23 protein-coding genes and 2 pseudogenes are annotated in these 23,625 nt (G+C 61.7%); 4 read left to right on the forward strand and 21 right to left on the reverse strand.

Annotation, left to right across the window (positions count from 1 at the left end):
* Nucleotides 1-5: 5 nt before the first annotated feature.
* The 16 genes and pseudogenes from rpsP to G7067_RS10080 all read right to left on the reverse strand — a co-directional run bounded on the left by rpsP (nucleotide 6) and on the right by G7067_RS10080 (nucleotide 17,433).
* A complete protein-coding gene (gene rpsP, locus G7067_RS10010; protein ID WP_166323926.1) occupies nucleotides 6-467 on the reverse strand; it encodes a 30S ribosomal protein S16 in 462 nt (153 codons plus the stop codon).
* A 162-nt stretch (nucleotides 468-629) separates the two neighbouring features.
* Nucleotides 630-2,188, reverse strand: a pseudogene (gene ffh / locus G7067_RS10015) (signal recognition particle protein).
* A 32-nt stretch (nucleotides 2,189-2,220) separates the two neighbouring features.
* A complete protein-coding gene (locus G7067_RS10020; protein WP_341872818.1) occupies nucleotides 2,221-2,832 on the reverse strand; it encodes a 3-hydroxyacyl-CoA dehydrogenase NAD-binding domain-containing protein in 612 nt (203 codons plus the stop codon).
* Nucleotides 2,808-3,068, reverse strand: a complete 261-nt coding sequence (locus G7067_RS14940; RefSeq protein ID WP_341872819.1) for a 3-hydroxyacyl-CoA dehydrogenase NAD-binding domain-containing protein — start codon at nucleotides 3,066-3,068, stop codon at nucleotides 2,808-2,810. The genes G7067_RS10020 and G7067_RS14940 overlap by 25 nt, the downstream gene beginning before the upstream one ends.
* Nucleotides 3,069-3,365: 297 nt before the next feature.
* The gene (ftsY, locus tag G7067_RS10025) at nucleotides 3,366-4,241 is read right to left on the reverse strand and encodes a signal recognition particle-docking protein FtsY (RefSeq protein ID WP_166323928.1); all 876 of its coding nucleotides are present in this window, start codon (nucleotides 4,239-4,241) and stop codon (nucleotides 3,366-3,368) included.
* A 38-nt stretch (nucleotides 4,242-4,279) separates the two neighbouring features.
* On the reverse strand, nucleotides 4,280-5,065 hold the full coding sequence (locus G7067_RS10030) for a TSUP family transporter (protein ID WP_166326066.1): 786 nt from the start codon (nucleotides 5,063-5,065) through the stop codon (nucleotides 4,280-4,282).
* A 78-nt stretch (nucleotides 5,066-5,143) separates the two neighbouring features.
* Nucleotides 5,144-6,076 (reverse strand): amino acid ABC transporter permease, encoded by a 933-nt coding sequence (locus G7067_RS10035; RefSeq protein WP_166323930.1) that lies wholly within the window; start codon nucleotides 6,074-6,076, stop codon nucleotides 5,144-5,146.
* Nucleotides 6,073-6,729, reverse strand: a complete 657-nt coding sequence (locus G7067_RS10040) for an amino acid ABC transporter permease (RefSeq protein ID WP_166323932.1) — start codon at nucleotides 6,727-6,729, stop codon at nucleotides 6,073-6,075. The genes G7067_RS10035 and G7067_RS10040 overlap by 4 nt, the downstream gene beginning before the upstream one ends.
* A 60-nt stretch (nucleotides 6,730-6,789) precedes the next feature.
* On the reverse strand, nucleotides 6,790-7,695 hold the full coding sequence (locus G7067_RS10045; RefSeq protein ID WP_166323934.1) for a glutamate ABC transporter substrate-binding protein: 906 nt from the start codon (nucleotides 7,693-7,695) through the stop codon (nucleotides 6,790-6,792).
* A gap of 57 nt (nucleotides 7,696-7,752) precedes the next feature.
* On the reverse strand, nucleotides 7,753-8,499 hold the full coding sequence (locus G7067_RS10050) for an amino acid ABC transporter ATP-binding protein (RefSeq protein ID WP_166323936.1): 747 nt from the start codon (nucleotides 8,497-8,499) through the stop codon (nucleotides 7,753-7,755).
* 207 nt (nucleotides 8,500-8,706) lie between these two features.
* The gene (locus G7067_RS10055) at nucleotides 8,707-9,699 is read right to left on the reverse strand and encodes a TAXI family TRAP transporter solute-binding subunit (protein WP_166323938.1); all 993 of its coding nucleotides are present in this window, start codon (nucleotides 9,697-9,699) and stop codon (nucleotides 8,707-8,709) included.
* Nucleotides 9,692-11,128, reverse strand: coding sequence for a sensor histidine kinase (locus G7067_RS10060; RefSeq protein WP_166323940.1), 1,437 nt, complete (start codon nucleotides 11,126-11,128; stop codon nucleotides 9,692-9,694). Before G7067_RS10060 ends, G7067_RS10055 begins: the two co-directional genes overlap by 8 nt.
* On the reverse strand, nucleotides 11,110-11,802 hold the full coding sequence (locus tag G7067_RS10065) for a response regulator transcription factor (RefSeq protein WP_166323942.1): 693 nt from the start codon (nucleotides 11,800-11,802) through the stop codon (nucleotides 11,110-11,112). The genes G7067_RS10060 and G7067_RS10065 overlap by 19 nt, the downstream gene beginning before the upstream one ends.
* A 135-nt stretch (nucleotides 11,803-11,937) precedes the next feature.
* Nucleotides 11,938-15,590: pseudogene (gene smc / locus G7067_RS10070) on the reverse strand (chromosome segregation protein SMC).
* A gap of 234 nt (nucleotides 15,591-15,824) precedes the next feature.
* A complete protein-coding gene (locus tag G7067_RS10075) occupies nucleotides 15,825-16,376 on the reverse strand; it encodes a hypothetical protein (RefSeq protein ID WP_166323944.1) in 552 nt (183 codons plus the stop codon).
* A gap of 13 nt (nucleotides 16,377-16,389) precedes the next feature.
* Nucleotides 16,390-17,433, reverse strand: coding sequence for an NAD(P)H-dependent flavin oxidoreductase (locus G7067_RS10080; RefSeq protein ID WP_244301057.1), 1,044 nt, complete (start codon nucleotides 17,431-17,433; stop codon nucleotides 16,390-16,392).
* 57 nt (nucleotides 17,434-17,490) lie between these two features.
* Here G7067_RS10080 and G7067_RS10085 point away from each other — a divergent pair, with 57 nt between their 5' ends.
* A complete protein-coding gene (locus G7067_RS10085) occupies nucleotides 17,491-18,060 on the forward strand; it encodes a dihydrofolate reductase family protein (protein WP_166323946.1) in 570 nt (189 codons plus the stop codon).
* Between the two features lie 51 nt (nucleotides 18,061-18,111).
* On the opposite strand, the gene G7067_RS10090 is transcribed toward G7067_RS10085, so the two are convergent.
* Together G7067_RS10090 and G7067_RS10095 are read right to left on the reverse strand one after the other, a co-directional pair.
* Nucleotides 18,112-18,531, reverse strand: a complete 420-nt coding sequence (locus G7067_RS10090; protein WP_166323948.1) for a TA system VapC family ribonuclease toxin — start codon at nucleotides 18,529-18,531, stop codon at nucleotides 18,112-18,114.
* Complete coding sequence (locus G7067_RS10095) at nucleotides 18,521-18,766, reverse strand: hypothetical protein (RefSeq protein WP_166323950.1); 246 nt, start codon at nucleotides 18,764-18,766, stop codon at nucleotides 18,521-18,523. The genes G7067_RS10090 and G7067_RS10095 overlap by 11 nt, the downstream gene beginning before the upstream one ends.
* 177 nt (nucleotides 18,767-18,943) lie before the next feature.
* Here G7067_RS10095 and G7067_RS10105 point away from each other — a divergent pair, with 177 nt between their 5' ends.
* The 3 genes from G7067_RS10105 to G7067_RS10115 all read left to right on the forward strand — a co-directional run bounded on the left by G7067_RS10105 (nucleotide 18,944) and on the right by G7067_RS10115 (nucleotide 21,124).
* A complete protein-coding gene (locus G7067_RS10105) occupies nucleotides 18,944-19,792 on the forward strand; it encodes a GNAT family N-acetyltransferase (protein WP_244301058.1) in 849 nt (282 codons plus the stop codon).
* A gap of 111 nt (nucleotides 19,793-19,903) precedes the next feature.
* A complete protein-coding gene (locus G7067_RS10110) occupies nucleotides 19,904-20,521 on the forward strand; it encodes an AAA family ATPase (protein ID WP_244301059.1) in 618 nt (205 codons plus the stop codon).
* Nucleotides 20,522-20,617: 96 nt separating this feature from the next.
* Nucleotides 20,618-21,124, forward strand: a complete 507-nt coding sequence (locus tag G7067_RS10115; protein WP_166323954.1) for a GNAT family N-acetyltransferase — start codon at nucleotides 20,618-20,620, stop codon at nucleotides 21,122-21,124.
* A 44-nt stretch (nucleotides 21,125-21,168) separates the two neighbouring features.
* Here G7067_RS10115 and G7067_RS10120 read toward each other — a convergent pair whose 3' ends face one another.
* The 3 genes from G7067_RS10120 to G7067_RS10125 all read right to left on the reverse strand — a co-directional run bounded on the left by G7067_RS10120 (nucleotide 21,169) and on the right by G7067_RS10125 (nucleotide 23,518).
* Nucleotides 21,169-21,564, reverse strand: coding sequence for a type II toxin-antitoxin system VapC family toxin (locus G7067_RS10120; protein WP_166323956.1), 396 nt, complete (start codon nucleotides 21,562-21,564; stop codon nucleotides 21,169-21,171).
* The gene (locus G7067_RS15265; protein WP_425280677.1) at nucleotides 21,561-21,791 is read right to left on the reverse strand and encodes a FitA-like ribbon-helix-helix domain-containing protein; all 231 of its coding nucleotides are present in this window, start codon (nucleotides 21,789-21,791) and stop codon (nucleotides 21,561-21,563) included. Before G7067_RS15265 ends, G7067_RS10120 begins: the two co-directional genes overlap by 4 nt.
* A 134-nt stretch (nucleotides 21,792-21,925) precedes the next feature.
* On the reverse strand, nucleotides 21,926-23,518 hold the full coding sequence (locus G7067_RS10125) for an isocitrate lyase (RefSeq protein ID WP_166323958.1): 1,593 nt from the start codon (nucleotides 23,516-23,518) through the stop codon (nucleotides 21,926-21,928).
* Nucleotides 23,519-23,625 lie beyond the last annotated feature (107 nt).

Consider the following 23,625-nt stretch of genomic DNA (forward strand, 5'->3'; position numbering starts at 1 on the left):
GGTAATTAGGCCTCGGTGGTCTCAGCTGCGGCTTCCTCAGCCGGAGCCTCTTCAGCGGGAGCCTCTGCAGGGGCTTCATCAGCTGCAGCTTCAGCAGCGGGGGCCTCAGCGGGCTTCTCTGCCTTCGGGCGAAGAACCGGCTTCTTCTTTGCATCGGCTTCAAAAACGGCCTTGGGCTCGGGAGCGAGCACGCGCGACTCGGTCTCGCCCTCACCCTTAAACTTGCCCCAGTCGCCGGTCAGCTTCAGCAGAGCAGCAACCTGCTCGGTCGGCTGAGCGCCCACCTTGAGCCAGTACTGCGCACGATCCGAATCAACCTCGATGAACGACGGGTTCACCATCGGGTTGTACTTGCCGATCTCCTCGATCACGCGACCGTCGCGCTTGGTGCGCGAGTCTGCCACGACGATGCGGTAGTAGGGGGCGCGGATCTTGCCGAGACGCTTGAGGCGAATCTTTACAGCCATGAATGACTCCTTGGGATAAACGATTACGACGCCGCACCCAGCGGGAACGGAAGCCTAGACGCGCAGTTCGCGCGAACTTGTCAAGTTTGCCACATCAGCCCAAGAAATGCAATTTATTCCAGGATCAGGGGTTTTAGTCGAAGACGTCACGCGCCCACAGCGCTAGCGCAGCCCTTTGCCCAGCATCTGCTGGATCTTGGCAAGCTCATCTTCGCTCGGCGCAGCACCCGCACCACCACCGAGGCCGAAGCCAGAACCGCCGCCGACCGGTGCAGCGGGCCTACCAGCGGCCTCGGCTGCGCGCTTTGCAGGATTGCCTGAGCGCTTTGCGCCCTTGCCCTTTGCTTGCTGCTTCTTCTTGCCGCCGTGTCCCCCCATGCCGGGCATCGGCCCCATACCGGGGATCTGTGGCACCCCACCGCGGGCAACGGTGCGCATCATCTTGGCGGCCTGCTCGAAACGCTGCACGAGCGCGTTCACATCGGTCACGGTCATGCCCGAACCCTTGGCGACCCTGAGCCTGCGAGAGCCATTCAGAATCTTTGGATTCTGCCGCTCTTCCTTGGTCATCGACTGGATGATGGCCTCGGTACGCACAATTTCACGCTCGTCGAAGTTCTCGAGCTGATCCTTCATCTTGCCCATGCCCGGGAGCATGCCCATCATCTTCTTGATGGAGCCGGCGCCGCGCAGCTGCTGCATCTGGCCAAGGAAATCGTCGAGGGTGAACTGATCCTTCGCGATCTTCTCGGCGACCTTGCGCGCTTCCTCTTCGTCGAAGCTCTGCTGCGCCTGCTCGATGAGGGTGAGAATGTCACCGAGATCCAGGATCCGGCTCGCCATGCGGTCAGGATGGAACGGCTCAAAATCGCCGAGACCCTCACCCGTTGAGGCGAACAGGATCGGCCGCCCGGTGAGACTGCGGATCGAGAGCGCCGCACCACCGCGGGCGTCGCCGTCAAGCTTGGTGAGCACCACGCCGGTGAAGTCGACGCCCTCTTGGAAGGCCTTCGCGGTGGTCACCGCATCTTGACCGATCATGGCGTCGATCACAAACAACACTTCATCAGGATCGATGGCCTTGCGAATGTCGGAAGCCTGCTTCATGAGTTCTGCATCAACACCGAGCCGACCGGCGGTATCGACGATGACAAAGTCGTGCTGCTTGCTCTTCGCTTCGGCGATACCCTTCTTGGCAACCTTCACCGGATCCCCGACGCCGTTGCCGGGTTCGGGCGCAAAGATCGCAACACCCGCCTGCTCGGCGACGACGCCCAGCTGCGTCACCGCGTTCGGACGCTGCAGGTCACACGCGACCAGCAGAGGCGTGTGCCCTGCTCGCGCAGCCACTTCGCGAGCTTGCCGGCGAGCGTGGTCTTACCAGCACCCTGGAGGCCCGCGAGCATGATGATCGTGGGCGGGTTCTTGGCGAACTGCAGTCGCCGCTGCTCGCCGCCGAGGATCTCAACGAGTTCCTCGTTCACGATCTGCACGACCTGCTGCGCAGGATTCAGCGCTTTGTTGACCTCGTCTCCGAGCGCCCGCTCGCGGACCTTGCCGGTGAAGTCCTTGACAACATCGAGGGCGACGTCGGCCTCAAGGAGCGCACGTCGAATCTCGCGCACTGTGCTGTCGACGTCCGCGGCCGACAGCTTCCCTTTTGCGCGAAGGTTCTTGAAGGTGTCGGTGAGCCGCGAAGACAGATTTCCGAAAGTAGCCATAGCGGGAACAGTCTACCCGGCTCACCGCCCGATCAGTTGTACTCGTAGAAGCCGCGTCCCGATCCCTTGCCCAACCAACCCTTGTCGATGTACTCGGTCTTAATGTACTCGGCGAACTTCCGGGACTCCGGATCGGCACTGTCCTTGTTCAGGTTGTAGGGCGTCATCATGCCGATAACATCGTAGATCTCGAACGGTCCAGTTGGCGCACCCGTCGCGATCTTCCAGGTCTTGTCAATGTCCTCGGGAGACGCCACCCCGCGCACCAACAGGGTGCCTGCGGCAGACAGGAACGGCACCAGCAGTGAGTTCAGCAGATATCCCGGCTGCTCCTTGTGGATCCGGATCGGAACCATCCCGATTTCTTCGGCGAACTGCGCAACCGCCTCAAAGACTGCCGGATCAGTGCCGGGGTGTCCCATCACCTCGCCCGTGTTCTTCGACCACACCTCGTTGGCAAAATGCAGCGCGAGGAACTTTTCGGGACGGCCCGTGAACGGCGCGATGTCGCTCGGCATCAGCGTCGAAGAGTTGGTGCAAAAGATCGTTTTCTCCGGAGCGAGATTGCCGACCTTCTCCCAGGTCTGCTGCTTGATGTCAAGCCGTTCAGGCACGGCTTCTATGATGATGTCCGCGTCACCCACGGCGTCGGCAAGATCGGAGGTCGCGCGGATCCGCCCACGGCGGCATCGAGCTTTTCTGGGGTCGCATCGGGCAGGTCCCGCAGGTAGAGCGGTTTCAAGTATTCCCATCGCTCCGGCAATTTGGCGAGAATCTCGTCACTGATGTCATACGCAACGACCGTTTTACCCTCGTACGCCGACTGGAAAATGATCTGAGAACCGAGTACGCCTGTTCCGAGCACCGTGAGGTTTTGCATGTTGCGCCTTTCTCGAGTGTGACTTCTTCCAGCTCCGGTCTACTCCCCGAGTTTGGGAGTCACTCTCAGCTTCGCGAAAGCATTCCCGACGCGTCTACTCACCCGAGCATCTCGGCCCGCGCACCCGCGCGGTGCAGTAGCCCCAGGATCCACCCCACGCACCCTCGCCTCCCACGCCCTCACCCCCACGCGCCCGACGCCCCGACGAACCCCTAGCGTGTGCGCAAGTTGTTGTTGTGCGGGCCGATAACAACAAGCGGCGCACACAGTGGGCCCTGGCGACAGGACGAAGCCGGATCAGCCGACGAGCTGCTGCGCGAAGACGTGCGGGGTGAAGCCGGTGAGATCCCCGATGCCCTCGCCCTGACCGACCAGCTTGATCGGCAGCCCAGTCTTCTCCTGTACCGCGAGCACAAACCCGCCCTTGGCTGAACCGTCAAGCTTCGTGAGCACCAGGCCGGTCACTCCGGCATGCTCGATGAAGGCCTCCGCCTGCGCAAGTCCGTTCTGGCCGGTGGTCGCATCGAGCACCAGGAGCACCTCGGCGACGGGTGCCTGCTTCTCGATAACGCGGCGGACCTTACCGAGCTCATCCATCAGCCCGCCCTTGGTCTGCAGCCGTCCCGCCGTGTCAATGATCACGACCTCGTATGACTCATCGACCGCCCGCTGCACGGTCTGGAACGCCACTGATGCGGGATCCTGTCCCTGCTGTTGCGGACGCACGATCTCGACTCCGGCGCGCTCGGTCCAGGTGGTCAACTGCTCCACTGCCGCTGCACGGAAGGTGTCAGCGGCGCCCACCAGGATCCGCTTGTCGAAAGACTTCAGGTAGTTCGCAAACTTGCCGATCGTCGTTGTCTTGCCGACGCCGTTCACACCGACCACAAGAATCACGGCGGGCCGCTCCGACAGCAGCAGCGTCGGATCGTAGGCCGCGAGCCGCTCTTCGATCGCGTCGCGCAGCATCCGCTTCATCTCTTTGACCTCGGTGACGCGGTGCTTAGTGATGTCCGCACGCAACTGATCCAGGATCGACTCGGTCACGTCCGGGCCAAAGTCTGCGGTAATCAGCGCGGTCTCGAGATCGTCCCACGTGTCGTCGGTGATCTGCTCAGCTCCACTGAAGATGCCACGAAACGCATTTGAGAAGGACCACGAACGCTCTGCCATGCATCGATCCTACCGTCGGCACGCTTCGCGCAGGGGACCTAGGGCGTGGACCACATCTCAAAACCGAGTTTCACCACGAGTGCCGCGACGACGATCAGGAAGAACACGCGCACAAACTTGGCGCCGCGTTTGATTGCCATGCGGGATCCCAGCAGGCTCCCCGCGATATTCGCCGCTCCCATGACCAGCCCGAGGGGCCACAGGACCGCGCCCAGGGGGATGAACAGGAGCAGCGCGCCCAGGTTCGTCGCAAAGTTCACCATTTTTGCTTGGGCGCTCGCCATGAGAAAGTCGTAGCCGAGCAGCCCCACCAACGCGATCACAAGGAAAGCGCCGGTACCCGGGCCGATCAGACCGTCGTAAAAGCCGATCCCCATGCCCGCAGCGAAGGCCAGCGCGATGTGCTTGGCACCGCCGTGTCTCAGCCTGGTCACGGCTCCCAGAGCAGGCTTGAAGATTGTGAAGAGAGCCACAGCGATAAGTGCCACCATGATGATGGGTGCAAACACCGCGGCGGGCAGAAGCGCAGCGAACGAGGCCCCGCCCACGGCCGCGAGCAACGCGATCCCCGCCATCGGCAACACCGTACGCAGGCTCGGCCGCACCGCCCGATAGTAGCTCATGCTGCTCGTCGCGGTGCCAAACACCGAGGCGAGCTTGTTTGTGGCGAGCGCTTGCAGTGGGGTCATTTCGGGGACAAGCAGCAGCGCGGGCAACTGCAGTAGCCCCCCGCCACCGACCACTGCATCGATCCATCCGGCCGCAAACGCTGCCAAAAGGAGAAGCAGGATGCCGCCCCACCCGAGCCCCTCAGGAACGAGCATGAAGGACGTGACGAACTGGCTCAATCAATTCACCTTTCCGCAAGGAATGCGGGCTCAGCGATCAGAATATGTCGTCCACTATTCTCGACCCTGCACAGAAATAACCTCGGTTACGGTTCCTTCGGGATGCAAGCGCGGATCCCCCGGTTCAACCGGTGCAGGACCTGTGTTGGCGGCATCGTCACCGCGCCCGCCGTGTGCCCGCGGGTTGCGGTGCAGTCGCTGCTCAAGCAGACGAGCGATGCCCGACAAGATTAGGCACATCACTATGTAGATGCCACCGATAACGAACGCGGACTGCAAAATCGGCTGCTGGAACTGCGCATTGCTACTGAGTTGCTTCGCCAAATACAGCAGCTCAGGGTAGGTGATGATGAAGCCAAGGGCCGTGTCCTTCATCGTGACAACGAGCTGAGCGATGATCACTGGGAGCATCACACGCACGGCTTGCGGAAGCAAAATCAGACGCATAACTCCGCTCTTACGCAATCCAATCGCATACCCGGCTTCCTTTTGGCCACGCGGCAGCGATTCGATACCCGCACGCAACGCCTCGGCAAGCACCGAACCGTTGTACACAACAAGCGCAATGACCACTGCCCAGTACGGATCCATTCGCATCCCGACCGAGGGGAGGCCGTAGTAGAGCAGCATCATCATTACCAGCACGGGAACGGCCCGGAAGAGCTCAGTCACCGCTGTGGTCGGTACGCGAACCCAGGCGTGATCGGAGAGCCTCCCGATCGCCAGCGCAAACCCAGCAACCAAGCTGAGTATCGCGGCAAGGCCAAAGGCGGCGAGGGTCTTTCCGAGTGCTGCAAAGATTTGTGACCACACCGTTGCGTAGGTAAACAGACCCCACTTCGTCGGCGAAAACTGCCCTGAGAGCGCAAAACGATACCCAAGGAAGCCGATGATCGCAGCAACCACTACGATTGTCGCGACCGCAAGCACACGGTTTCTGAGGATCGCTTTGGGGCCCGGCACATCGTACAAGACTGAAGTACTCATCGCACGATCCTCCACTTCTTCTCGAGTCGGTGTTGCAACGCGCTGAGCAGCAACACCAGCACGACGAATACGAGCGCGACGCACAACAAGACTTCCATCGGGCTACCGGGGCGATCTCCCGAGTCGTTAATGGTGGCGCGCAGTGCAGCGAGCTCTGAAACAGAGAAGCCCGCGGCGATGGTGGTGTTCTTCAGAAGCGCGATAAATACGCTCATCATGGGCGGCACTACCGAGCGGAAGGCCTGCGGCAAAACCACAAGGCTCATGACCTGCCCGAACGGCAACCCGATCGCTCGGGCTGCTTCGGCCTGACCAACCGGCACGGTGTTGATCCCCGCCCGCAGGACCTCTGCCACATACGTTGCAGTGTAGATACCGATGGCGATGATCCCGAGCACCAGCGAGCTCAACCGCGGGAGACCGAGCGCGGGGTATCCCAGAACGAAAAAGAAGAAGACGAGGGTGAGCGGGGTATTACGAATGATATTCACATACGCCGTACCGACCCCCCTCGCGATGGGCACCGGCGACACACGCATGGCACCCACGACTATTCCGAGGATCAGAGCGATAGCTCCACCACCCGCAAAGACGATCAGGGTGTTCTTGATCGCGGTCCCCCAGAGATCCAGGTTTCCGAAGATGACGTCCATTCCTCTACCTTCTATGGTGATGGGGTTTGGGGGCGGCTACACCGCCCCAAACCCAGGGATTTAGTAGGCGTCAACCTTGGGCTGGTCAACGGTGATGCCAGAGTTGCCCAAATCCTTCTCGAAGATCTTCTTCCAAATATCGCCGCCGTCAGTCAAGAGTTCGTTGATGTGTGAGCGGAGTGCATCGTCACCCTTCGGAAGGCCGATACCGTACTGTTCTTCCGTGAGCAGCGGGCCTGTTGTGACCATCAGCTTCTCGGGATCCTGAGCAGCATAGCCGATGAGAATCGCCTGGTCTGTGGTCACCGCATCGACCTGGCCATTCTTGAGACTATCGACGCAGGCGGAGTACAGGTCGAACTCCTCCGTTTTAATTCCGGGGAAATTCGTCTTGATGTTCTGGATCGGGGTCGACCCGGTCGCGGAGCATACTTTTTTACCCTCAAGCTCGTCGAGCGACTGGTAGTCCTGATCGCCCTTCTTCACAAGAAGACCCTGACCCGTAACGAAGTAGGGGCCAGCGAAATCAATCTCTTTCTTGCGCTTGTCATTGATCGAGTATGTGCCGACGTAGTAATCAACGTCACCGTTGACGATGGCCTGCTCACGGTTTGCCGAAGCAATGGCCTTGTACTCGATCTGGTCTTCCTTGAAACCGAGCGAAGCTGCGATCCAGCGGGCAACGTCAACATCGAATCCGCTGCGCTCCTGCGTGACGTTGTCGTAGTAGCCGAGATTCGGCTGATCTTCTTTGACTCCGATGACGACCTTGTCGCGCTTCTGCATCGCGTCAAAGGTCGGGCTCCCCTCGAGCGTCACATTCTCGGCGACAGTCCAGGGCATGTCGACAGTCGCAGAGTTGCCGCCACCATTGGCGTCGGTCGGGCCGCCGTCGGCGCAGCCGCTCAGGGCGAGCGCGGCCACACTCATGAGGCCGATCGTTGCGAAAGCTTTCTTGAACCGCATAAGCGTTTCCCTTCGGTTGGTTTGCGGGTCCCCAAAGAGGGGTGACCCAGGGGTGATCTAGTGGGTGATGAGTTTTGAGAGAAAATCGCGAGCGCGATCAGTCTGGGGATCATTGAAGAATTGCTCGGGTGTTCCGGTCTCCAGAATCTGCCCGTCCGCCATGAACACCACGCGGTCGGCTGCTCTGCGCGCGAACCCCATCTCGTGGGTTACGACGACCATGGTCATGCCGTCTTTGGCGAGGCCGATCATCACATCAAGCACCTCGTTGATCATCTCAGGGTCGAGTGCGCTTGTCGGCTCATCAAACAGCATGACCTTCGGCTGCATGGCCAGGGCGCGAGCAATCGCAACGCGCTGCTGCTGTCCGCCAGACAATTGTGCTGGGAGTTTCTCCGCCTGTTTCTCAACGCCAACGCGGGCGAGGATCTTCATCGCCTCCCTCTCCGCGTCTCCTTTTGAATGGCCGAGCACCTTAATGGGCCCCAGGGTCACGTTCTCCAGAATGGTGAGGTGCGCAAAGAGGTTGAAGGACTGGAACACCATACCGACCTCGGCACGAAGATGCGCGAGTCTCTTGCCTTCTGCGGGAAGTTCGGTTCCGTCAATTCGGATCGATCCGCTCGTGATGGTCTCGAGGCGGTTAATGGATCGGCACAGCGTCGATTTTCCGGAGCCGGAAGGACCGATCACAACCACGACCTCACCCTTCGCGACTGAAAGGTTCACATCGGTCAGCGCTTGGAACTCGCCGTAGTGCTTCTGCACGTTTTCAACGACGACCAGCGGATCGCTCGTACTCATCACTGTTCCACCTTTGGATCACGACCGCGAGCGCGTGCTGCGCTGCCTCGGCATACCGTCTACTCATTCGGCTGCTCGGGCGGCGATAGTTTTGCTCACCCTCGAACCGTTCGTGCCAAGGCTAACGAGCGAAAGAGACGAAGGCACGCGCCTTGAGCGTATCTTGAGGTTGGCGTTGATCTTTCTTGAGGTTCGTAGGATTCCCGATCAGGGATTATTTCTGTTCTGCACGTAGTACTTCTCAGCGCCCGGATGCAATGGAACGGGGGACGTAAAGATTGCTTGTCTCGGGTCGAGCAGCGCAACCGCTGGAACGGTGCGGGAAAGCTCTGCGCGCGATTCAAACAGCGCCTTGGTGACCTCGAACACGAGGTGCTCCGAAGCCTGAGTCGAGGTAACAAGGTAGTTCGGCACCATCATGGTTTCCACGGTCCCTGATGTGTCGTAGGCGCCCAGCGGCAAAGCAGACACCCGATACACCCCCGCACGCCCAAGGTCCATTCTTTCAACGGTTTCTGGGCCAATTGGGATCATGCGCAATGCGACTCGTTCTGAGAGTGATTCAATGCCAGGTGTGGGCACACCACCGACCCAAAAGAATGCGTCGATCTCGCCCCGTTCAAGCGCAGCAATCGAATCATCGATCCCGAGTTCTCGCCGGGTAAACGTGCCCTCTCGAACACCACCGGCCAAAAGTACTCGATCTGCGATCACCGTGACACCGGAGTGCTTCTCCCCTACTGAGACACGTAGACCTGGTAGATCCGAAAGCTGCCTGACCGCTGAAGAAGCGGGTACAACGAGCTGAACGTACTCGTCGTACACACGCGCAACGGCGGCAATGGGGATCTTGGCGTGAAAGGCACCGACTCCAGCAACCGCATCGGCCGCCGTGTCTGCCTGCGCAAAACCGAGCAGGGCATCGCCGCTGCCGACCCGCATCAGATTGTCTACGGATCCTCCGGTTTCTTCAGCGACGATGTCGAACCCGGCAACGCGAAGTTGCTCCGCGAACCCCGAACTGTACGCGTAGTAGATGCCAGTCGATGCACCACCGGCAATCACTTGCCGCCCTGCGCTGCTTGCCGCGCTGTCGCAGCCAGCGAGTGCAGCGACGGCGTAAACCGTCACCAACAGGCCCGCAAGAAGCCGTAGTCTCGTGCGCGGGCCGGCCCCAGAATTGCGCCATCGCTCACGCATGAGATCCATCCGCTTTCTCAGCTATGGGTCTTTGTTTTGAGTCATCGATTGGCAAGCACAGCGCCACCTGCAGCCCACCCCCCTGAGGAGACTCGAGCACGATCCTTCCTCCCAGCGTATCCATAAGGTCCGATGCGATCGCAAGACCCAAGCCAGTGCCCGCAACGTTCTGATCAAGCGAGCTGCGCCAAAAGCGGTCAGTAGCCAACTCGAGTTGCCGGGTATCGAGACCACGGCCGCGATCCCGAACCGTGATGACGTACTCGCTCTCGTGCTCGGTGACCGCCACCTCAACGCTGGTATCTGGAGGAGCAAACTTTAGGGCATTATCAATTATTGCATCGAGCGCGCTTTCCAGGCCGGTGCGATCAGTCACGCTCAACTTCGGGGACCCTTCGCTTGCAAGCACCATGACCTGCTGCTCCACCCCGCGGTCGCGCCAGGCCTCGACCCTCGCCACAATTATCTCCTGCAGGTCAACAGCCGCAAACGCCGAATCAGTCTTGCCGACCCGTGCCATGTTGAGCAGGGTGTCCAAGATCCGCGTCATGCGCCGTCCCTCTTCTCGAGTGCTCTCAACGGCTTCATCCCAGGACTCATCGAGACCGGTAGCCAAGAACTCGACCCGCAGCAGTAAGGCCCCAAGCGGGTTGCGCAACTCGTGCGAAGCGTTGAACACAAACTCTTGCTGCCGTGTCATGACGCGCTCAATTTCTTCGGCCATCTGGTTGAACATGCGAACCATGCGTTGCACCTCGGGCGGACCGGTATTGTCGGCAATTCTCGCCCCCATCTCGCCACTCTCAATAGCAGCCATGGCGGCATCAACACGATGTAGGGGGCGAAGCACCCAACTTGCAAGCCAGTACACAGTCCAGGTGAGAACCATAATCGCGATGACTCCGCCGAGAAAGAGCATGCTCCACTGCGTGAGAATAGCCCGCTGCGAGGATTCCAGGCTCGCAGATATCTGCACCGCGCCAATCACACTGTCGTCATCAAATACGGGTTCAACGATGACGGTCTCTGCCGCGTTCCAAGGTACTGATGGCTCGATCGGATCCGAACGTCGCCCCGAGAGCGCGAGCCCCACTTGTTCAGCGACGTCACTGCCCGCCTGCTGGGTAGATGTGCCGCTGAGTCTGCTGCTAGTCACGCTGCTGACCCAGGCAGTACCGGAGCGATCATAAACCGTGATCCGGGAGCCGTAGAGTGACGCATAGCGATCGAGCTCACTCTTGATGATGCTGGGGTCCTCGGCTTGCAGCGCCTGTCGCACCCCTGGCACAAAATAGCTGAGATCCCTCAGCAACTGGGTGGTGGCGTTTTGCTGATTGCTCCGGGCGGCGCTCCAACCGTAGGCCCCAGAAATCGCCAGCAACATCAGGACCACCGGGAGCAGGAAGACGACTATGATGCGTCTGCGCACCGTTGGCCCCCCAGCAATCGGTAGCCGACGCCGCGCACGGTCGCGACCATTTCGGGGCGGTTAAGCTTGCGTCGAAGCGAGGCAACGTGCACCTCAAGCGAGCGACTAAACCCGGCCCAGTCGGTCTTCCACACCTCGCGAATAATCCGGTCTCGCGGAATCGTGACCCCTGGGTATCGGGTAAGCACCGCGAGAATATCGAACTCCTTCGGAGTGAGGTCTGCCGAAAGACCGTCGACGGTAACCACCCGATTGGCCAGGTCTATGCTGACTCCGTCAATCTTGACAAGTGATTGTTCGCCGATCGGAATCGGCGCGGTACGAGTGCGCCGTGTAACCGCTTCAATACGAGCGATGAGCTCACGCACGTCATAGGGCTTCACGACGAAGTCGTCGGCTCCAGCTTGCAGGCCCCTAATCCTGGCCTCTACGTTACTGCGCGCAGTAGCGATGAGGATCGGCACACCGCTCACGCCGCGGATACGTCGACAGACATCAATGCCGTCTATGTCGGGGAGGCCAAGGTCAAGGATCACCGCCTCGGTCTCAGAGCTCACGGCTGCGACTGCCGAAGCACCGTCACCGACCTGACGAGTGGTGTAGCCTTCGCGTCGAAGGTAAGAACCAAGTGCGTCGGCGACACGAGAATCGTCTTCAACAATCAGAATTTGCATGACCCGCCCCAACCTTTCTCCCGCACTAAGAAACTATCGCACCCCACACAATCAAGAACGAGTCGCGGAGCCCCCAGGAATCCCGCGACTCGTTCGCTTGCCAGTAACCAGGCATCCAAGTGTTCACGCATACCGCTAGGTGCGAGCCATTGGCCCGATCCCTGACTCAGCGTGCTCGATCCGCTGCCCCACAACTGCAGAGATGCCGTCCTGCCGCATGGAAACGCCGTAAAGCGCATCCGCGATCTCCATGGTCCGCTTCTGGTGCGTAATGATGATCAGCTGCGAGTTCTCCCGCAGCCGCTCAAACACCTGGAGCAGCCGACCCAGGTTCGCATCGTCGAGCGCCGCTTCGACCTCGTCCACAATGTAAAACGGGCTCGGCCGCGCCTGGAAGATCGCCATCAGCCACGCCACGGCGGCAAGAGATCGCTCACCGCCCGAAAGCAGCGACAGCCGCTCCACCTTCTTGCCCGCGGGCTTCACCGCCATCTCGATGCCGGTGCTCAGCAGGTCTTCGGGGTTACTCAGTGCGATCTCGCCGGAACCGCCCGGGAACAGAATCGGGAAGACCTCGGCGAAGGCAGCTTTGGTGTCTTCGAACGCCGCCGCAAAGATGCCCTGCATCTTATCGTCGAGGTCGGCGATGATTGCAAGCAGATCGGTGCGCGTCTTCGCGAGATCCGAAAGCTGCTCCGTGAGAAACAAGTGACGCTGCTCAAGCGCAGCGAACTCCTCGAGTGCGAGCGGATTGATCCTGCCCAGCTCGCCAAGCTTCTTTTCGGCGCGGGCGAGGCGCCGTTCCTGCTCAGCGCGTACAAAGGGGATAGTCTCCTGGCCGCCCTGGCTTTCTGGCTCGGCTGCCCCCTTCTCCTGCGCGAGGAGTTCCGCTTCGAGCTCGGCTTCAAGCGCGTTTCTAGGTTCCGCATCGGTCGACTGTGGAGCAGGGGACTCAGTATCCCGGACCACCGGGATCGGCTGATCCGGGCCGTACTCAGCGATCAAGACGTCCTCGACCAAGCCGAGCTCGTTCCCGGAGCGCTCCAGCAGCGAGGAGAGCTGCAACTTCCGCTCGTAGCTTTTGAGCTCGGCGCCGTGCACCCGCTCGGTGAGCCCGTTCAACCGCTGCCTGAGCTCCGATTCTTCAGAGCGCAGCAGCGTCAGCTCCTGGCTGTGACGGGCACGCTCCTGTTCCGCGGCCTGCTGCGCCATCCGCGCCTCGACAAGCGAACGGTCGCAGGCGTCAAGGATCGCGGGTAGTAACCCGGATACTCGTTCGGCCTGCGCGACCTGGCGGGATCGCAACACGGCCCGGCGTGCCGCTTCCTCGGCCGCCTGACGCTCGGCTTCGAGCTGCTCGGCGAGGGTCTGGCCCTGCATCTTGCTGGCGCGGGCCCGCTCTCGGGCGGTCTCGAGCGCGAGCCGCTGTTCGACCTCATGGGCACGAGCCTCTTCAACTTCAGCGAACACCGTCTCGCGTTCGCTCGCATCGAGGATCGGGCGCGGCGATCCTTCCGCCTCAGCGAAAGCCTGCGCGGCGCTCTCCGCTTCCCGCTCAGCCTCGCTCGCGGACTCCGCGACCGCGGCAAGCGCCTGCCGGGCACGCTCGGCTTCGGCCTTCGCAGCCTCGGCTCGCGCCTGCAGCCGGTGTCGTTCCTTGGCGACCTCCGCCAACTGCGCGTCCGCGGTGCGCAGCTCCGAGTATGCCTCCTGCACGGCGGTCTTTGCCAGCTGCGCTGCGGCACGGAGCTCACTCAGCTCGGCCGCGGTCGTCTCGACCTCGGCCGCGACAATGCCGTGGCGTTCTCTTGCCTGCTCAAGCTCGGCGGTGAGTTCGATCCGAGACGGCGCGAGCCCTGAGCCACCCGTCAACGTCTGCGGGGTCATGATGTCGCCGTTCCCCGTGACCACCGTGTAGGCGCCGCCCGGCCACGCAGTCGCCAACTCGGCGACTGCCCGCAGCGCCGCGTCAATGTCCTCGGCGATGTATCCGCCCGAGAGCAGCCCGCGCACACCCCGCGGAGCTTCCTCAATGACATCGAGGATCCTCACGGCCGCGTCGATCTTCGGAGCTACCTCACCCGACTGCGCGTTGGCCAACACCGCGCGCACGCGACCGAGATCCTGCTGCCTGGCCGCATCAACGGCATCACCGGCGCTCTGCGCAGTGTCTGCCAGAAGCGCCTCAGCGAACGCCCCCAGCGCGGTGCCCACGGCGGCCTCGTAGCCGTCAGCGACACGCACGGCGTCGGATACCCGGCCGCGGATCCCGTCTTGCCCGTCCGCGAGCAGCGCAGCCGAAGCATCGCGCTGATCCAGAGATCGAGTGAGCGCACTCACCCGAGCTTCCAGGCCCGCCTGTTCCTGCTCAAGCTGGTGCAGGCGATCCCGAGCCTCATCGCGGCGCTGCTCGGCAACTGCCTGCGCTTCCTGCGCCGCACGGTAGCTGTCATCCAGGCCTTCCTCGGCGGTCACTTCCGTGTTTGTCTGCTCAGTGAACGCCGCAAGCTCACGCTCAGCCGTTTCGGCCCGCTCCCTTGCCTGCTCAACGGCGAGCTCTCGCCGCTGGATCTCCTGCGCGACCGTCGCACGTTTCTGCTCAGCGGCCTCAGCCAGTCCGCGCAGCTGAGAGAGCCGTAGATCATGTTTCGAGACGAGGGCGCTCTGGGCGGCAATGTGCTCGTCGATGGCGTCAAGCGCCTGCTGTGCGATGCGCGTGGCTTCCCCGGCGCGTTTCCAGTCGGCTTCGATCTCCGGGATCAGCGCCTCAAGCCGTTGGGTTTCCTTCGCCAGCTCATCAACCGCCGTCTGGCTGGTGCGATGGGCCTGCTCGGGACCCTCCGCCTGCGTCGCGAGAAATGTGAGGCGCTGCTGCGTCTGGGCGAAGAGACCGCGAAGCTTCGACTGCACCGCTTCCAGGCCAATCGTTACGCGGCGCGCGGCGTCGAGCTCGTCACCCTGCTGTTCTTGCTCAATGCGGTGGATCCGCAGTTGCTTCTGCTCCACCTGTTCCTGCAGCACGATTCGTTCGGAATGCCGCTCGGATTCGTCGCGCGCGAGCTCGTCGAGTTCGGTCCGCAACCGTGCAACATCGTCGGCGAGTAGGCGCGCCTTCGCGTCACGAACCTCGGCGGCGATGCCCTGCGCTGCGCGGGCAACCTCGGCCTGACGTCCTAGCGGTTTCAGCTGCCGCCGGATCTCGCCCGCAAGATCGTTCAGGCGGGTGAGATTCGTTTCCATGGCCTCAAGCTTGCGCAGCGTGCGTTCTTTGCGACGGCGATGCTTCAGGATCCCGGCGGCCTCTTCGATGAAGCCACGGCGGTCCTCCGGGGTCGCGCGCAGCACCGCGTCGAGCTGCCCCTGGCCCACAATCACGTGCATCTCGCGGCCGAGCCCCGAGTCGCTCAGCAGTTCCTGAACGTCGAGAAGACGGCAGCCTTCGCCGTTGATCGCGTACTCACTTGAGCCGTTCCGGAACAGCGTGCGGCTGATCGTGACTTCGGAGTACTCGATCGGCAGCGCGCCATCACTGTTATCGATCGTCAGGCGGACCTCGGCGCGGCCGAGCGGACCACGGGTTGAGGTGCCAGCAAAAATGACGTCTTCCATCTTGCCGCCGCGCAGGGTCTTTGCCCCTGCTCGCCCATTACCCAGGCGAGCGCGTCGACGACGTTCGATTTACCAGAGCCGTTGGGACCGACGATCGCGGTGACACCGGGCTCGAACTGAAAGGTGGTCGGCTGTGCAAAGGATTTAAAACCCTTGAGCGTGAGGCTCTTGAGATGCACGCCGCCTCCTGTGTGATCTAACCAACCCTCGCAAGAATACCCGATCAGCGGGCGGAGGCTTGACGGCCCGCCTTTCGGCCCCGGTACGACCGGCGCGCGTACTCAGCGATCACTCGACGCAATCAACAATGCTGGCGTGGCCGTTGCTATCAAGCGTGCTACAGAGTCCCGGATTCTCGGGCCCTGGCGGGGGTGGCGGATTGATGATGCCAACGACCGCGAGTGTCTGCACGATCACGAAGACCGTCCCGATCCCGAGCAAGAGCCAACGGAAGATGCGGCGCGCCCGGCGACTCCCGCGACCTGGATCGCGAGGGCTAGGCCGACCCCCGCCATCAGCGCGAGCGGGAGGCCTGCGAACATGATGACGAGAAAACTGGAGCCAAACCCCATCCGGGCGCAGCCGTCTTCCGGGAGACAGCCGGTGCTGGAGAGTTGATCCGCAACGTCAAGAACGACAAGAATCACGGTGCAAGCTGCCACCCCCAGAAACCCGAAGATGAGGGCTTGGCTGAAAGGGTAATAGCGTCGCAGCCACGGCCCGAGCACCGCCGCTAGACCGCCAAAAATGGCCGCAGGCAGGACGCCAAAAAGAAGCGCGGGCTGGCCTGCAAAGATCACCCCAGGGGCCGTGACACCGAACCCGGTCAGGGCGAGCAGCAGCGATCCGAGCATGCCGACACAGAGCGCGCCGATCCCGACCCGCCACGCCATCCCCCAGCGCGAGAGCGCCAGCCAGGGGTGCCCGTTGGGGAGCCCCGGCTCTTGCTGATGCAGGTCAACCATGCCCACCAAGGTATCAGGCGGGAGTATGGCTTCCCTCGTGCGGGTTGACCATGCTTCGAACGATCTCGGCGGCCGGGCCTCTGCGGCACTCGGCAAATCCCGTTCCCGCCCAGAGATGAAGTCTCTGCGCATCATGCGCTTGTGAAGCAGCCGCGCGCAATGGCGTCGTCATGAAGTGGAGTTGCGGGAATGCGCTCGGTGCCGCGTCGCTGTGGTGGCGCGTGAAGTCGTTCTCGAGCGCCCGCGCCGGGCGTCCAGTGAACGCGCGGGTCACGGTCGTCTCGGTAAATTCGCCACTCAACAACGCATCTCGCACAGTCTGCGACGTACCGGCCTCATCGCTGAGCAACAACGCGGTACCGATCTGCACGGCCGACGCGCCCGCCTCGAGCACCGCCTGAGCTTGCCACGCAGAGGCAATGCCACCGCCGGCAACGATAGGAAGTGAGCTGACAGCGCGGATCGCACGCACCAGGGCGGGTAGTGGCGGCGGCATGCCTGGCCCCTCAGCAAGGAACGCTCCCCGATGCCCACCCGCTTCAGCGCCCTGCACGATCAACACGTCAGCGCTGACCCGCTGTGCAGCGTGGGTTTCTTCAACCGAGGTGACGTTCACCGCAACTGCGATACCAGCGGCTTTGAATCGCTGCACCACCGACTCTTCCGGCACGCCGAAGGTAAAGGAGACGAGGTCCACGTCGGTGGAGAGCAGCGTCTCAATCTTGTCTTCGTAGTGGTCGTCATCCCAGCGCGGTTCTCCCAGCGTGATGCCCAGAGCGTGGGCATCATCCGCGATCCTGGCCGCGTAGTCGTCAAGCTGCTGGGCATCCACCTCGTTCTCGGCGATCACAAACAGGTTCACCCCTATGGGGCGGCTCGTCAGCCGACGCGTTTCGCGAATCTGATCCGCAAGCTTTTCGGCTGTGAGATACCCGGCAGCCAAAAAACCCATGCCGCCCGCGTCAGAAACGGCGGCGACAAGCGCCGGGGTCGTCGCACCTCCTGCCATCGGTGCGCCTACGACGGGAACGGGAAGCGAACGCATGTCAAAGACCACGTCGTCACCCTACCCTGCTCAGGCTCCGCTGTCGGCGGTCACGGCTAATCTCGAATCATGGGAAGAATTATCTTTGATACCGCAACCACCCTCAATGGCTGGATCGCCGACGAACACCACTCGCTCGACTGGCTGTTTGCCGTTGAGGGCGGCGATGAACCTGCCGAGGAACTCACGCCGCCCGAGGCCCGAGTACTTGTTGAGGGGTCGTCCACCTACGAGTGGGTGCTGAAGCACGAGGATCTACTCACGCAGCCTGAAGAGTGGCGGCAGCTCTTCGGGGACAAAACCACCTTCGTGTTTACGCGTCGCCAGCTGCCGGTTCCCGAGGGCGCAGACGTCCGTTTCGTTTCGGGGCTGGTCACGGAGATACTCCCCCAGATCCGTGCAGCGGCGGACGACGGCGACATCTGGATTGTTGGCGGCGGCGAATTGGCGGCGCAATTCTTGGATGCGGGTGCCCTCGACCGGATCGCGGTGTCGGTTGCCCCGGCTGCGCTGCCCTCCGGGGCACCGCTGTTCCCGCGTCGAGTCGGGCCGGATCGCCTTCGTCTCGTGTCAGCCGAGGCGGTCGGCCAATTCGCGAGGCTCATCTACGACATTATTCCTGCGGGGCCTGCCCAATAGGCGTTTGAAAGTACGGGCGCGCGCTAGCTGTTCCGGCAGGGCGCGAACACCTCACGCGCTCCACACCTGAACCCAGCGTTGCTCGCTGGGGACAAGAGACCCCCTCAGCGCGGCATCAAATGTGGCGAGCTGCTGTCCATTCTTGGCGGCAAGATTCACAAGTTGCAGGTCGGTCACCTGGTTCCGCCCGACGAGCACCCGCATATCAATGACGGGCTCGGCCAGAGACTGTTCATCGGGCACAAACCGCCATCCGGGGACCCGGCGAATAGCGGCGAGCTGCGAAAGCGCCTCGGCCCCAGATACTTTTCGTCCGACGACAGCCTCGGTCAGGAGCAACCGCAGCAAGCCTGACTCCGTTGCGGGGCAGGTGCTCCAGTAATCGAGCGCGGCGAAGCGCTCGTGCGCAGCGCGATGGTGAACATGCTGATCCCACGTCAACGCGAGCAAAACATTGATGTCAAGCAGCATCGTTGCGTCGCGCTTCGTCGTCGCGGTACTCGGCAACGAGTTCGTCCGTCACGGGGTGCCCGGGAGCACCCGACAGTACCGGGAAACCTGACGCGGCCAGCGAAGCCGGGCTTGGCCGTTGAATCCCCGCCAGTGCCAGTTCAGATACAGCCCGGCCGATTGAGATTTGTTCAGCACGAGCCTTCGCCCGGGCAACACTTAGCACTGCAGGATCGATATCAAGAGTGGTTCGCATGACCACATTTTAGCATCACAGCATCAGCGCATCACAGCCTCACAGCATCAACTTCGACGACCCAACTCGCATCAGTTGAGTTTGCAGCATAAGCGAAGTGCGGCGATAGGCTGACGGCAAGGCTCAACAGATTGCACCACGTTCACGCCGCAATCGCTTATTAGGCAAGGGACACTCATGACTGCGACCCCTCCGGAACGGCTGCGACTGGCAGAGGAAGTCCTCAACTCCCGCTTTGCCATCACGAAGTTCAAGACCGGGTACTCCCTCGACGAGGTCGATGAGTTTCTTGACGTGATTGTCGCCATGCTCAAAAGTCCCGCCGCGATTGACGAGGTCCTGCAGACGCTCTCTGCCACCCGATTCTCGGAGACAAATTGGCGTGACGGCTACCAGTGCGACCAGGTCGACGCCTTCATCGAGAATCTGATGGCGCAGCTGCGCACCCCGAGCGTCTCGGACTTTCAATACATGATTCACCCGCTCTTGATCGAGACTCCGCGGCTGCAGTTGCGCGAAATGACGGCGCAGGATCTGCCCGCGCTCAAGGCGATCCTGCAAGACGATGAAACAATGGCCGCCTACGAAGGCGCCTTCGATGACGAAATGGTGCAGACCTGGTTTGAGACGATTCTGACCAGCTATCGAGACAACCGGTTTGGCATGTGGGCGGTGATCCTTCGCGAAACCGGCGAGATGATTGGCCAGTGCGGCCCAACCCGGCAGCAGATTCTCGGCCAGGATGTTATCGAGATTGGATATCTCTTCAACCGCGCCCACTGGCATCAGGGCTTCGCGATCGAAGCGGCCCATGCCTGCCGCCACTTTGCGTTCGATCAACTCAACCAGAGTCGCGTCTATGCGCAGGTTCGGGACACCAACATCGCTTCAATGAACGTCGCGATTCGCATGGGGATGACCGTGCGCGGCCGCTTCGACAAGGAGTACCGCGGCGTGGTCATGCCGCACTTCGCGTTTGCGTTGGATCGCCCGGAGGGGCACAACCCGGCTCCTCAACGCGGCTAGGCCGGACACACGATCGTGACACGTCCACTTCCGCCCCTTCCTCTCCGAAGAATCGAGGAGCATAACCCGCACGAGCTTCCACGGAACGATTGGCCGGCGACCATTCCTGCGGTGCGGCAGATCCTTGACGAGGGCCTCGACCTGTCTCCGTTTACCGTGCTCGTTGGCGAGAACGGTTCAGGTAAGTCCACCATTGTTGAGGCAGTGGCTGCGGCGTTTGGCTTGAACGTTGAGGGCGGCACCCGCAATGCTCACCATCGCACCCAACACACGGAGTCGGGTCTCGAGGATCACCTGCGGCTCGTCCGTGACGCGGGTGCCGCGAAGCAGGGCGTCTTCTTGCGCGCAGAAACCATGCATGGGCACCTTGCCTACTTGTCGGAGCTCAATGCCGGGCGGCATAACTTCCAGAGCCATGGCGAGTCGTTCATCGAGTTCTTCACGGCGCGCGCTGGCATTCGCGGGTTGTGGATTTTCGACGAGGCCGAATCGGCGCTCTCGTTCAACGGCTGTCTCGCCTTGCTCTCCCAGATCACGGAGCTTCTCGCTACAGGATCACAGATCATCATGTCGACGCACTCGCCGATCCTGGCATCGCACCCCGCCGCCACGATATATGAACTCAGCGAAACAGGAATCACGCGACAGCACTACAACGACCTCGATCTGGTGCGTGACTGGCGACTCTTTCTTGATGCACCCGAGAGATACTTGCGGCACCTCGCCTGAGGGCCTCACCGCTGCAAGGTTGTGTTCAACCACACTGCACGGCGGACCCACGCAATGCCGACCGCTTGAAGAGTCCGAGAACGATACGCTAAGCGCATGAACACCGCTGAAGGCATTCGTTACCGCCCCATACGAGCGCACGAGGTGTCGCAGCTGGAGAGCTTTCTCTATTTGGCGATATTCCAGCCCGATCCTGAGAACATCATCCCGCGCGAGGTCGTGAAGGGCCCGACCATATCCGTTTACATCGACGATTGGGGGCGCGAGGACGATCTCTGCATCGTTGCGGATCACGACGGCGAGATTGTGGGCGCAGCATGGACGCGGATCCTCGCGGGCAACCCCCGAGGCTTTGGCAACATCGACCGGCACACGCCAGAGTTCAGCATCGCTGTGGTTCCCGAGCAACGCGGCCGCGGCATCGGTGCGCAGCTGATCCGCACAGTATTGGACCAGCTGCGGGATCGCGGCTACGCCCGCGCCTCACTGTCAGTGCAGAAAGCAAACCCGGCACTGCGACTGTATCGCAGGCTCGGCTTCACCGAGTTTGCGGATCACGGCGACGACTATGTTCTCGTGCATTCCCTCAAGATACAGGAGTGAGCGCGCCTCCCCGCGAGGCCGTCGCGCAGCCGTTACGGGAATGGCTAATCGATCAGCTGGAAGCCACAGACCAGGCCTGGCGCCTGCGCCAATCGCGCGTCGAGAGTGAGCAGTTCCGCGTCCAGCGCTTCCGCGAGAGCAACGTAGCTCGCATCGTACGCGGAGCAGTTATCGCGCAGCTGCCACACACGCCCAACAAGGCTTTGATGATCGAAGTAGTGAATGCCGAGGTCATCCAGCAAATCCAACGCTTCGTCCGCGTCACTGTGAGAGGTCGAGCCTGCCAAGACACGTCGCCTAAGCACTTGCAACACTTCGACGACCAGGAGCTGCGGGGCGGCGACGTGCCAGTTGCCTTGCACCAGTCGATTCCGAACCTGCTCAGATAGAGGGAGGCCCAGGATCAGTTCGATTGCTGCTGAGGCGTCGAGTACGATCACCTTGCGTCTCGCTCGGCACGAACAGATTCCGCCGCGGTCTCACCGTTGTAAGGCCGAGGTGTTCGATCCGCAAGACGAGCGTTAAGCTCGGCCCTGCTTGGCAACGCCGCCGCGTGTTCAAGTTCTCGCAGAGCAAAATCCGAGAGCGTGAGTCCCTCACTGGCGGCCCGCATTTTGAGCTTCCGATGCAAATCCTCGGGAACGTTTCGAACTTGAATCATGGACATGCTCTAATGATGACATCATCTAGATCACATGCGCAAGGAAAACTGGCAGCGCACAGCAAGGGCCCGACCACAGCGTGCGCTGCCGTCGGGCCCTTGCTGGTGTTGCGAACTCGGAGTCCGAGTCCGCGATCCCGCTAGAACTGATTCATCGTGTTATCTTTGCCGCCAGCCTTGAGCGCAGCGTCACCGGCGAAGTACTCCTTGTGGTTGTCACCAATGTCACTGCCGGCCATGTTCTGGTGCTTCACGGTTGCGATCCCCTGGCGGATCTCCTCACGCTGCACGTCACGAACGTACGTGAGCATGCCCTCTTCACCGAAGTAACCCTTGGCAAGGTTGTCAGTCGACAGCGCGGCCGTGTGGTACGTCGGCAGGGTGATGAGGTGATGGAAAATGCCCGCGCGGGCCGACCCATCGCGCTGGAAGCTGCGGATCATGTCATCGGCGAGTTGCGCAAGCTCCGTACCGTCGTAGTCAACGCTCATCAGCTTGTCGCGATCGTAGGCCGAAACATCCTTGCCCTGCTCGGCGAGCAGATCGAAGGCCTGCTGCCGGAAGTTAAGCGTCCAGTTAAAGGACGGGCTGTTGTTGTACACGAGCTTCGCGTTCGGGATCACCTCGCGGATCCGATCGACCATGCCCGCGATCTGCGCGACGTGCGGCTTCTCGGTCTCGATCCACAGCAGGTCGGCGCCGTTCTGCAGCGAGGTGATGCAATCGAGCACGCAGCGATCCTCACCCGTGCCGGGGCGGAACTGGTACAGGTTGCTGGCAAGACGCTTCGGCCGCAGCAGCTTGCCATCGCGGCGGATCACAACATCGCCATCACTGAGCTGCGCATTAGCAACCTCTTCAACATCAAGGAACGCGTTGTACTGATCCCCAAGGTCGCCGGGGGTGTGGCTCACGGCAATTTTCTGGGTCAGCCCCGCTCCGAGCGAATCGGTGCGGGCGACGATGATGCCATTGTCGATCCCGAGCTCCAAGAACGCGTAGCGCACGGCGTTGATTTTCGCGAGGAAGTCCTCGTGAGGCACCGTCACCTTGCCGTCCTGGTGACCGCACTGCTTCTCATCCGAAACCTGATTCTCGATCTGTATCGCGCACGCACCCGCCTCGATCATCTTCTTCGCGAGCAGGTACGTTGCCTCGGGGTTGCCGAAACCCGCGTCGATGTCCGCGATGATCGGCACCACGTGCGTCTCAAAGTTGTCGATCTGCGACTGCACGAACTCGACGGCGGTGTCGTCGCCGGCGCGGCGGGCATCATCAAGCTGCGAAAACAGCAGATCCAGCTCGCGAGCGTCGGCCTGGCGAAGGAACGTGTAGAGCTCTTCGATGAGCGCGGGCACCGACGTCTTCTCGTGCATCGACTGATCAGGCAGCGGGCCGAACTCTGAGCGGAGTGCCGCGACCATCCAACCCGAGAGGTAGAGGTAGCGCTTGTTCGTTGTCTTCAGGTGCTTCTTGATCGAGATCAGCTTCTGCTGACCGATGAAGCCGTGCCAGACGCCAAGCGACTGCGTGTAGACCGAGGAATCGGCGTCGTACTCTTCCATGTCGCGGCGCATGATGTCGGCGGTGTACTGCGCGATCTCGAGACCGGTCTTGAAACGGTTCTGTGCCCGCATGCGTGCGACATACTCCGGGTTGATGCTGCCCCAGCTTGAACCGTGCTGAGCCTTCAGTGTTTCCACTGCCTCAATGTCGTCGTTGTATGTCGTCATGGCATCTCCCTTGAGTCGTGAACCCCGGATCACAGTCATCGCGCTCCGGTTGAACTACTTCTACTCTGCACCAGCCAAGACGGCCACCTCGGCGATTTTAGAGGAGA

Origin of the sequence: Leucobacter insecticola, assembly GCF_011382965.1 — a bacterium.
GTDB lineage: Bacteria > Actinomycetota > Actinomycetes > Actinomycetales > Microbacteriaceae > Leucobacter > Leucobacter insecticola.

Coding starts and splice junctions, on each gene's coding strand:
- rpsP (WP_166323926.1), bottom strand. CDS start 467: ATGGCTGTAAAGATTCGCCTCAAGCGTCTCGGCAAGATCCGCGCCCCC.
- G7067_RS14940 (WP_341872819.1), bottom strand. CDS start 3,068: ATGCAAAACCTCACGGTGCTCGGAACAGGCGTACTCGGTTCTCAGATC.
- ftsY (WP_166323928.1), bottom strand. CDS start 4,241: ATGGCAGAGCGTTCGTGGTCCTTCTCAAATGCGTTTCGTGGCATCTTC.
- G7067_RS10030 (WP_166326066.1), bottom strand. CDS start 5,065: ATGCTCGTTCCTGAGGGGCTCGGGTGGGGCGGCATCCTGCTTCTCCTT.
- G7067_RS10035 (WP_166323930.1), bottom strand. CDS start 6,076: ATGAGTACTTCAGTCTTGTACGATGTGCCGGGCCCCAAAGCGATCCTC.
- G7067_RS10040 (WP_166323932.1), bottom strand. CDS start 6,729: ATGGACGTCATCTTCGGAAACCTGGATCTCTGGGGGACCGCGATCAAG.
- G7067_RS10045 (WP_166323934.1), bottom strand. CDS start 7,695: ATGCGGTTCAAGAAAGCTTTCGCAACGATCGGCCTCATGAGTGTGGCC.
- G7067_RS10050 (WP_166323936.1), bottom strand. CDS start 8,499: ATGAGTACGAGCGATCCGCTGGTCGTCGTTGAAAACGTGCAGAAGCAC.
- G7067_RS10055 (WP_166323938.1), bottom strand. CDS start 9,699: ATGCGTGAGCGATGGCGCAATTCTGGGGCCGGCCCGCGCACGAGACTA.
- G7067_RS10065 (WP_166323942.1), bottom strand. CDS start 11,802: ATGCAAATTCTGATTGTTGAAGACGATTCTCGTGTCGCCGACGCACTT.
- G7067_RS10075 (WP_166323944.1), bottom strand. CDS start 16,376: ATGGTTGACCTGCATCAGCAAGAGCCGGGGCTCCCCAACGGGCACCCC.
- G7067_RS10085 (WP_166323946.1), top strand. CDS start 17,491: ATGGGAAGAATTATCTTTGATACCGCAACCACCCTCAATGGCTGGATC.
- G7067_RS10090 (WP_166323948.1), bottom strand. CDS start 18,531: ATGCTGCTTGACATCAATGTTTTGCTCGCGTTGACGTGGGATCAGCAT.
- G7067_RS10095 (WP_166323950.1), bottom strand. CDS start 18,766: ATGCGAACCACTCTTGATATCGATCCTGCAGTGCTAAGTGTTGCCCGG.
- G7067_RS10105 (WP_244301058.1), top strand. CDS start 18,944: ATGACTGCGACCCCTCCGGAACGGCTGCGACTGGCAGAGGAAGTCCTC.
- G7067_RS10115 (WP_166323954.1), top strand. CDS start 20,618: ATGAACACCGCTGAAGGCATTCGTTACCGCCCCATACGAGCGCACGAG.
- G7067_RS15265 (WP_425280677.1), bottom strand. CDS start 21,791: ATGTCCATGATTCAAGTTCGAAACGTTCCCGAGGATTTGCATCGGAAG.
- G7067_RS10125 (WP_166323958.1), bottom strand. CDS start 23,518: ATGACGACATACAACGACGACATTGAGGCAGTGGAAACACTGAAGGCT.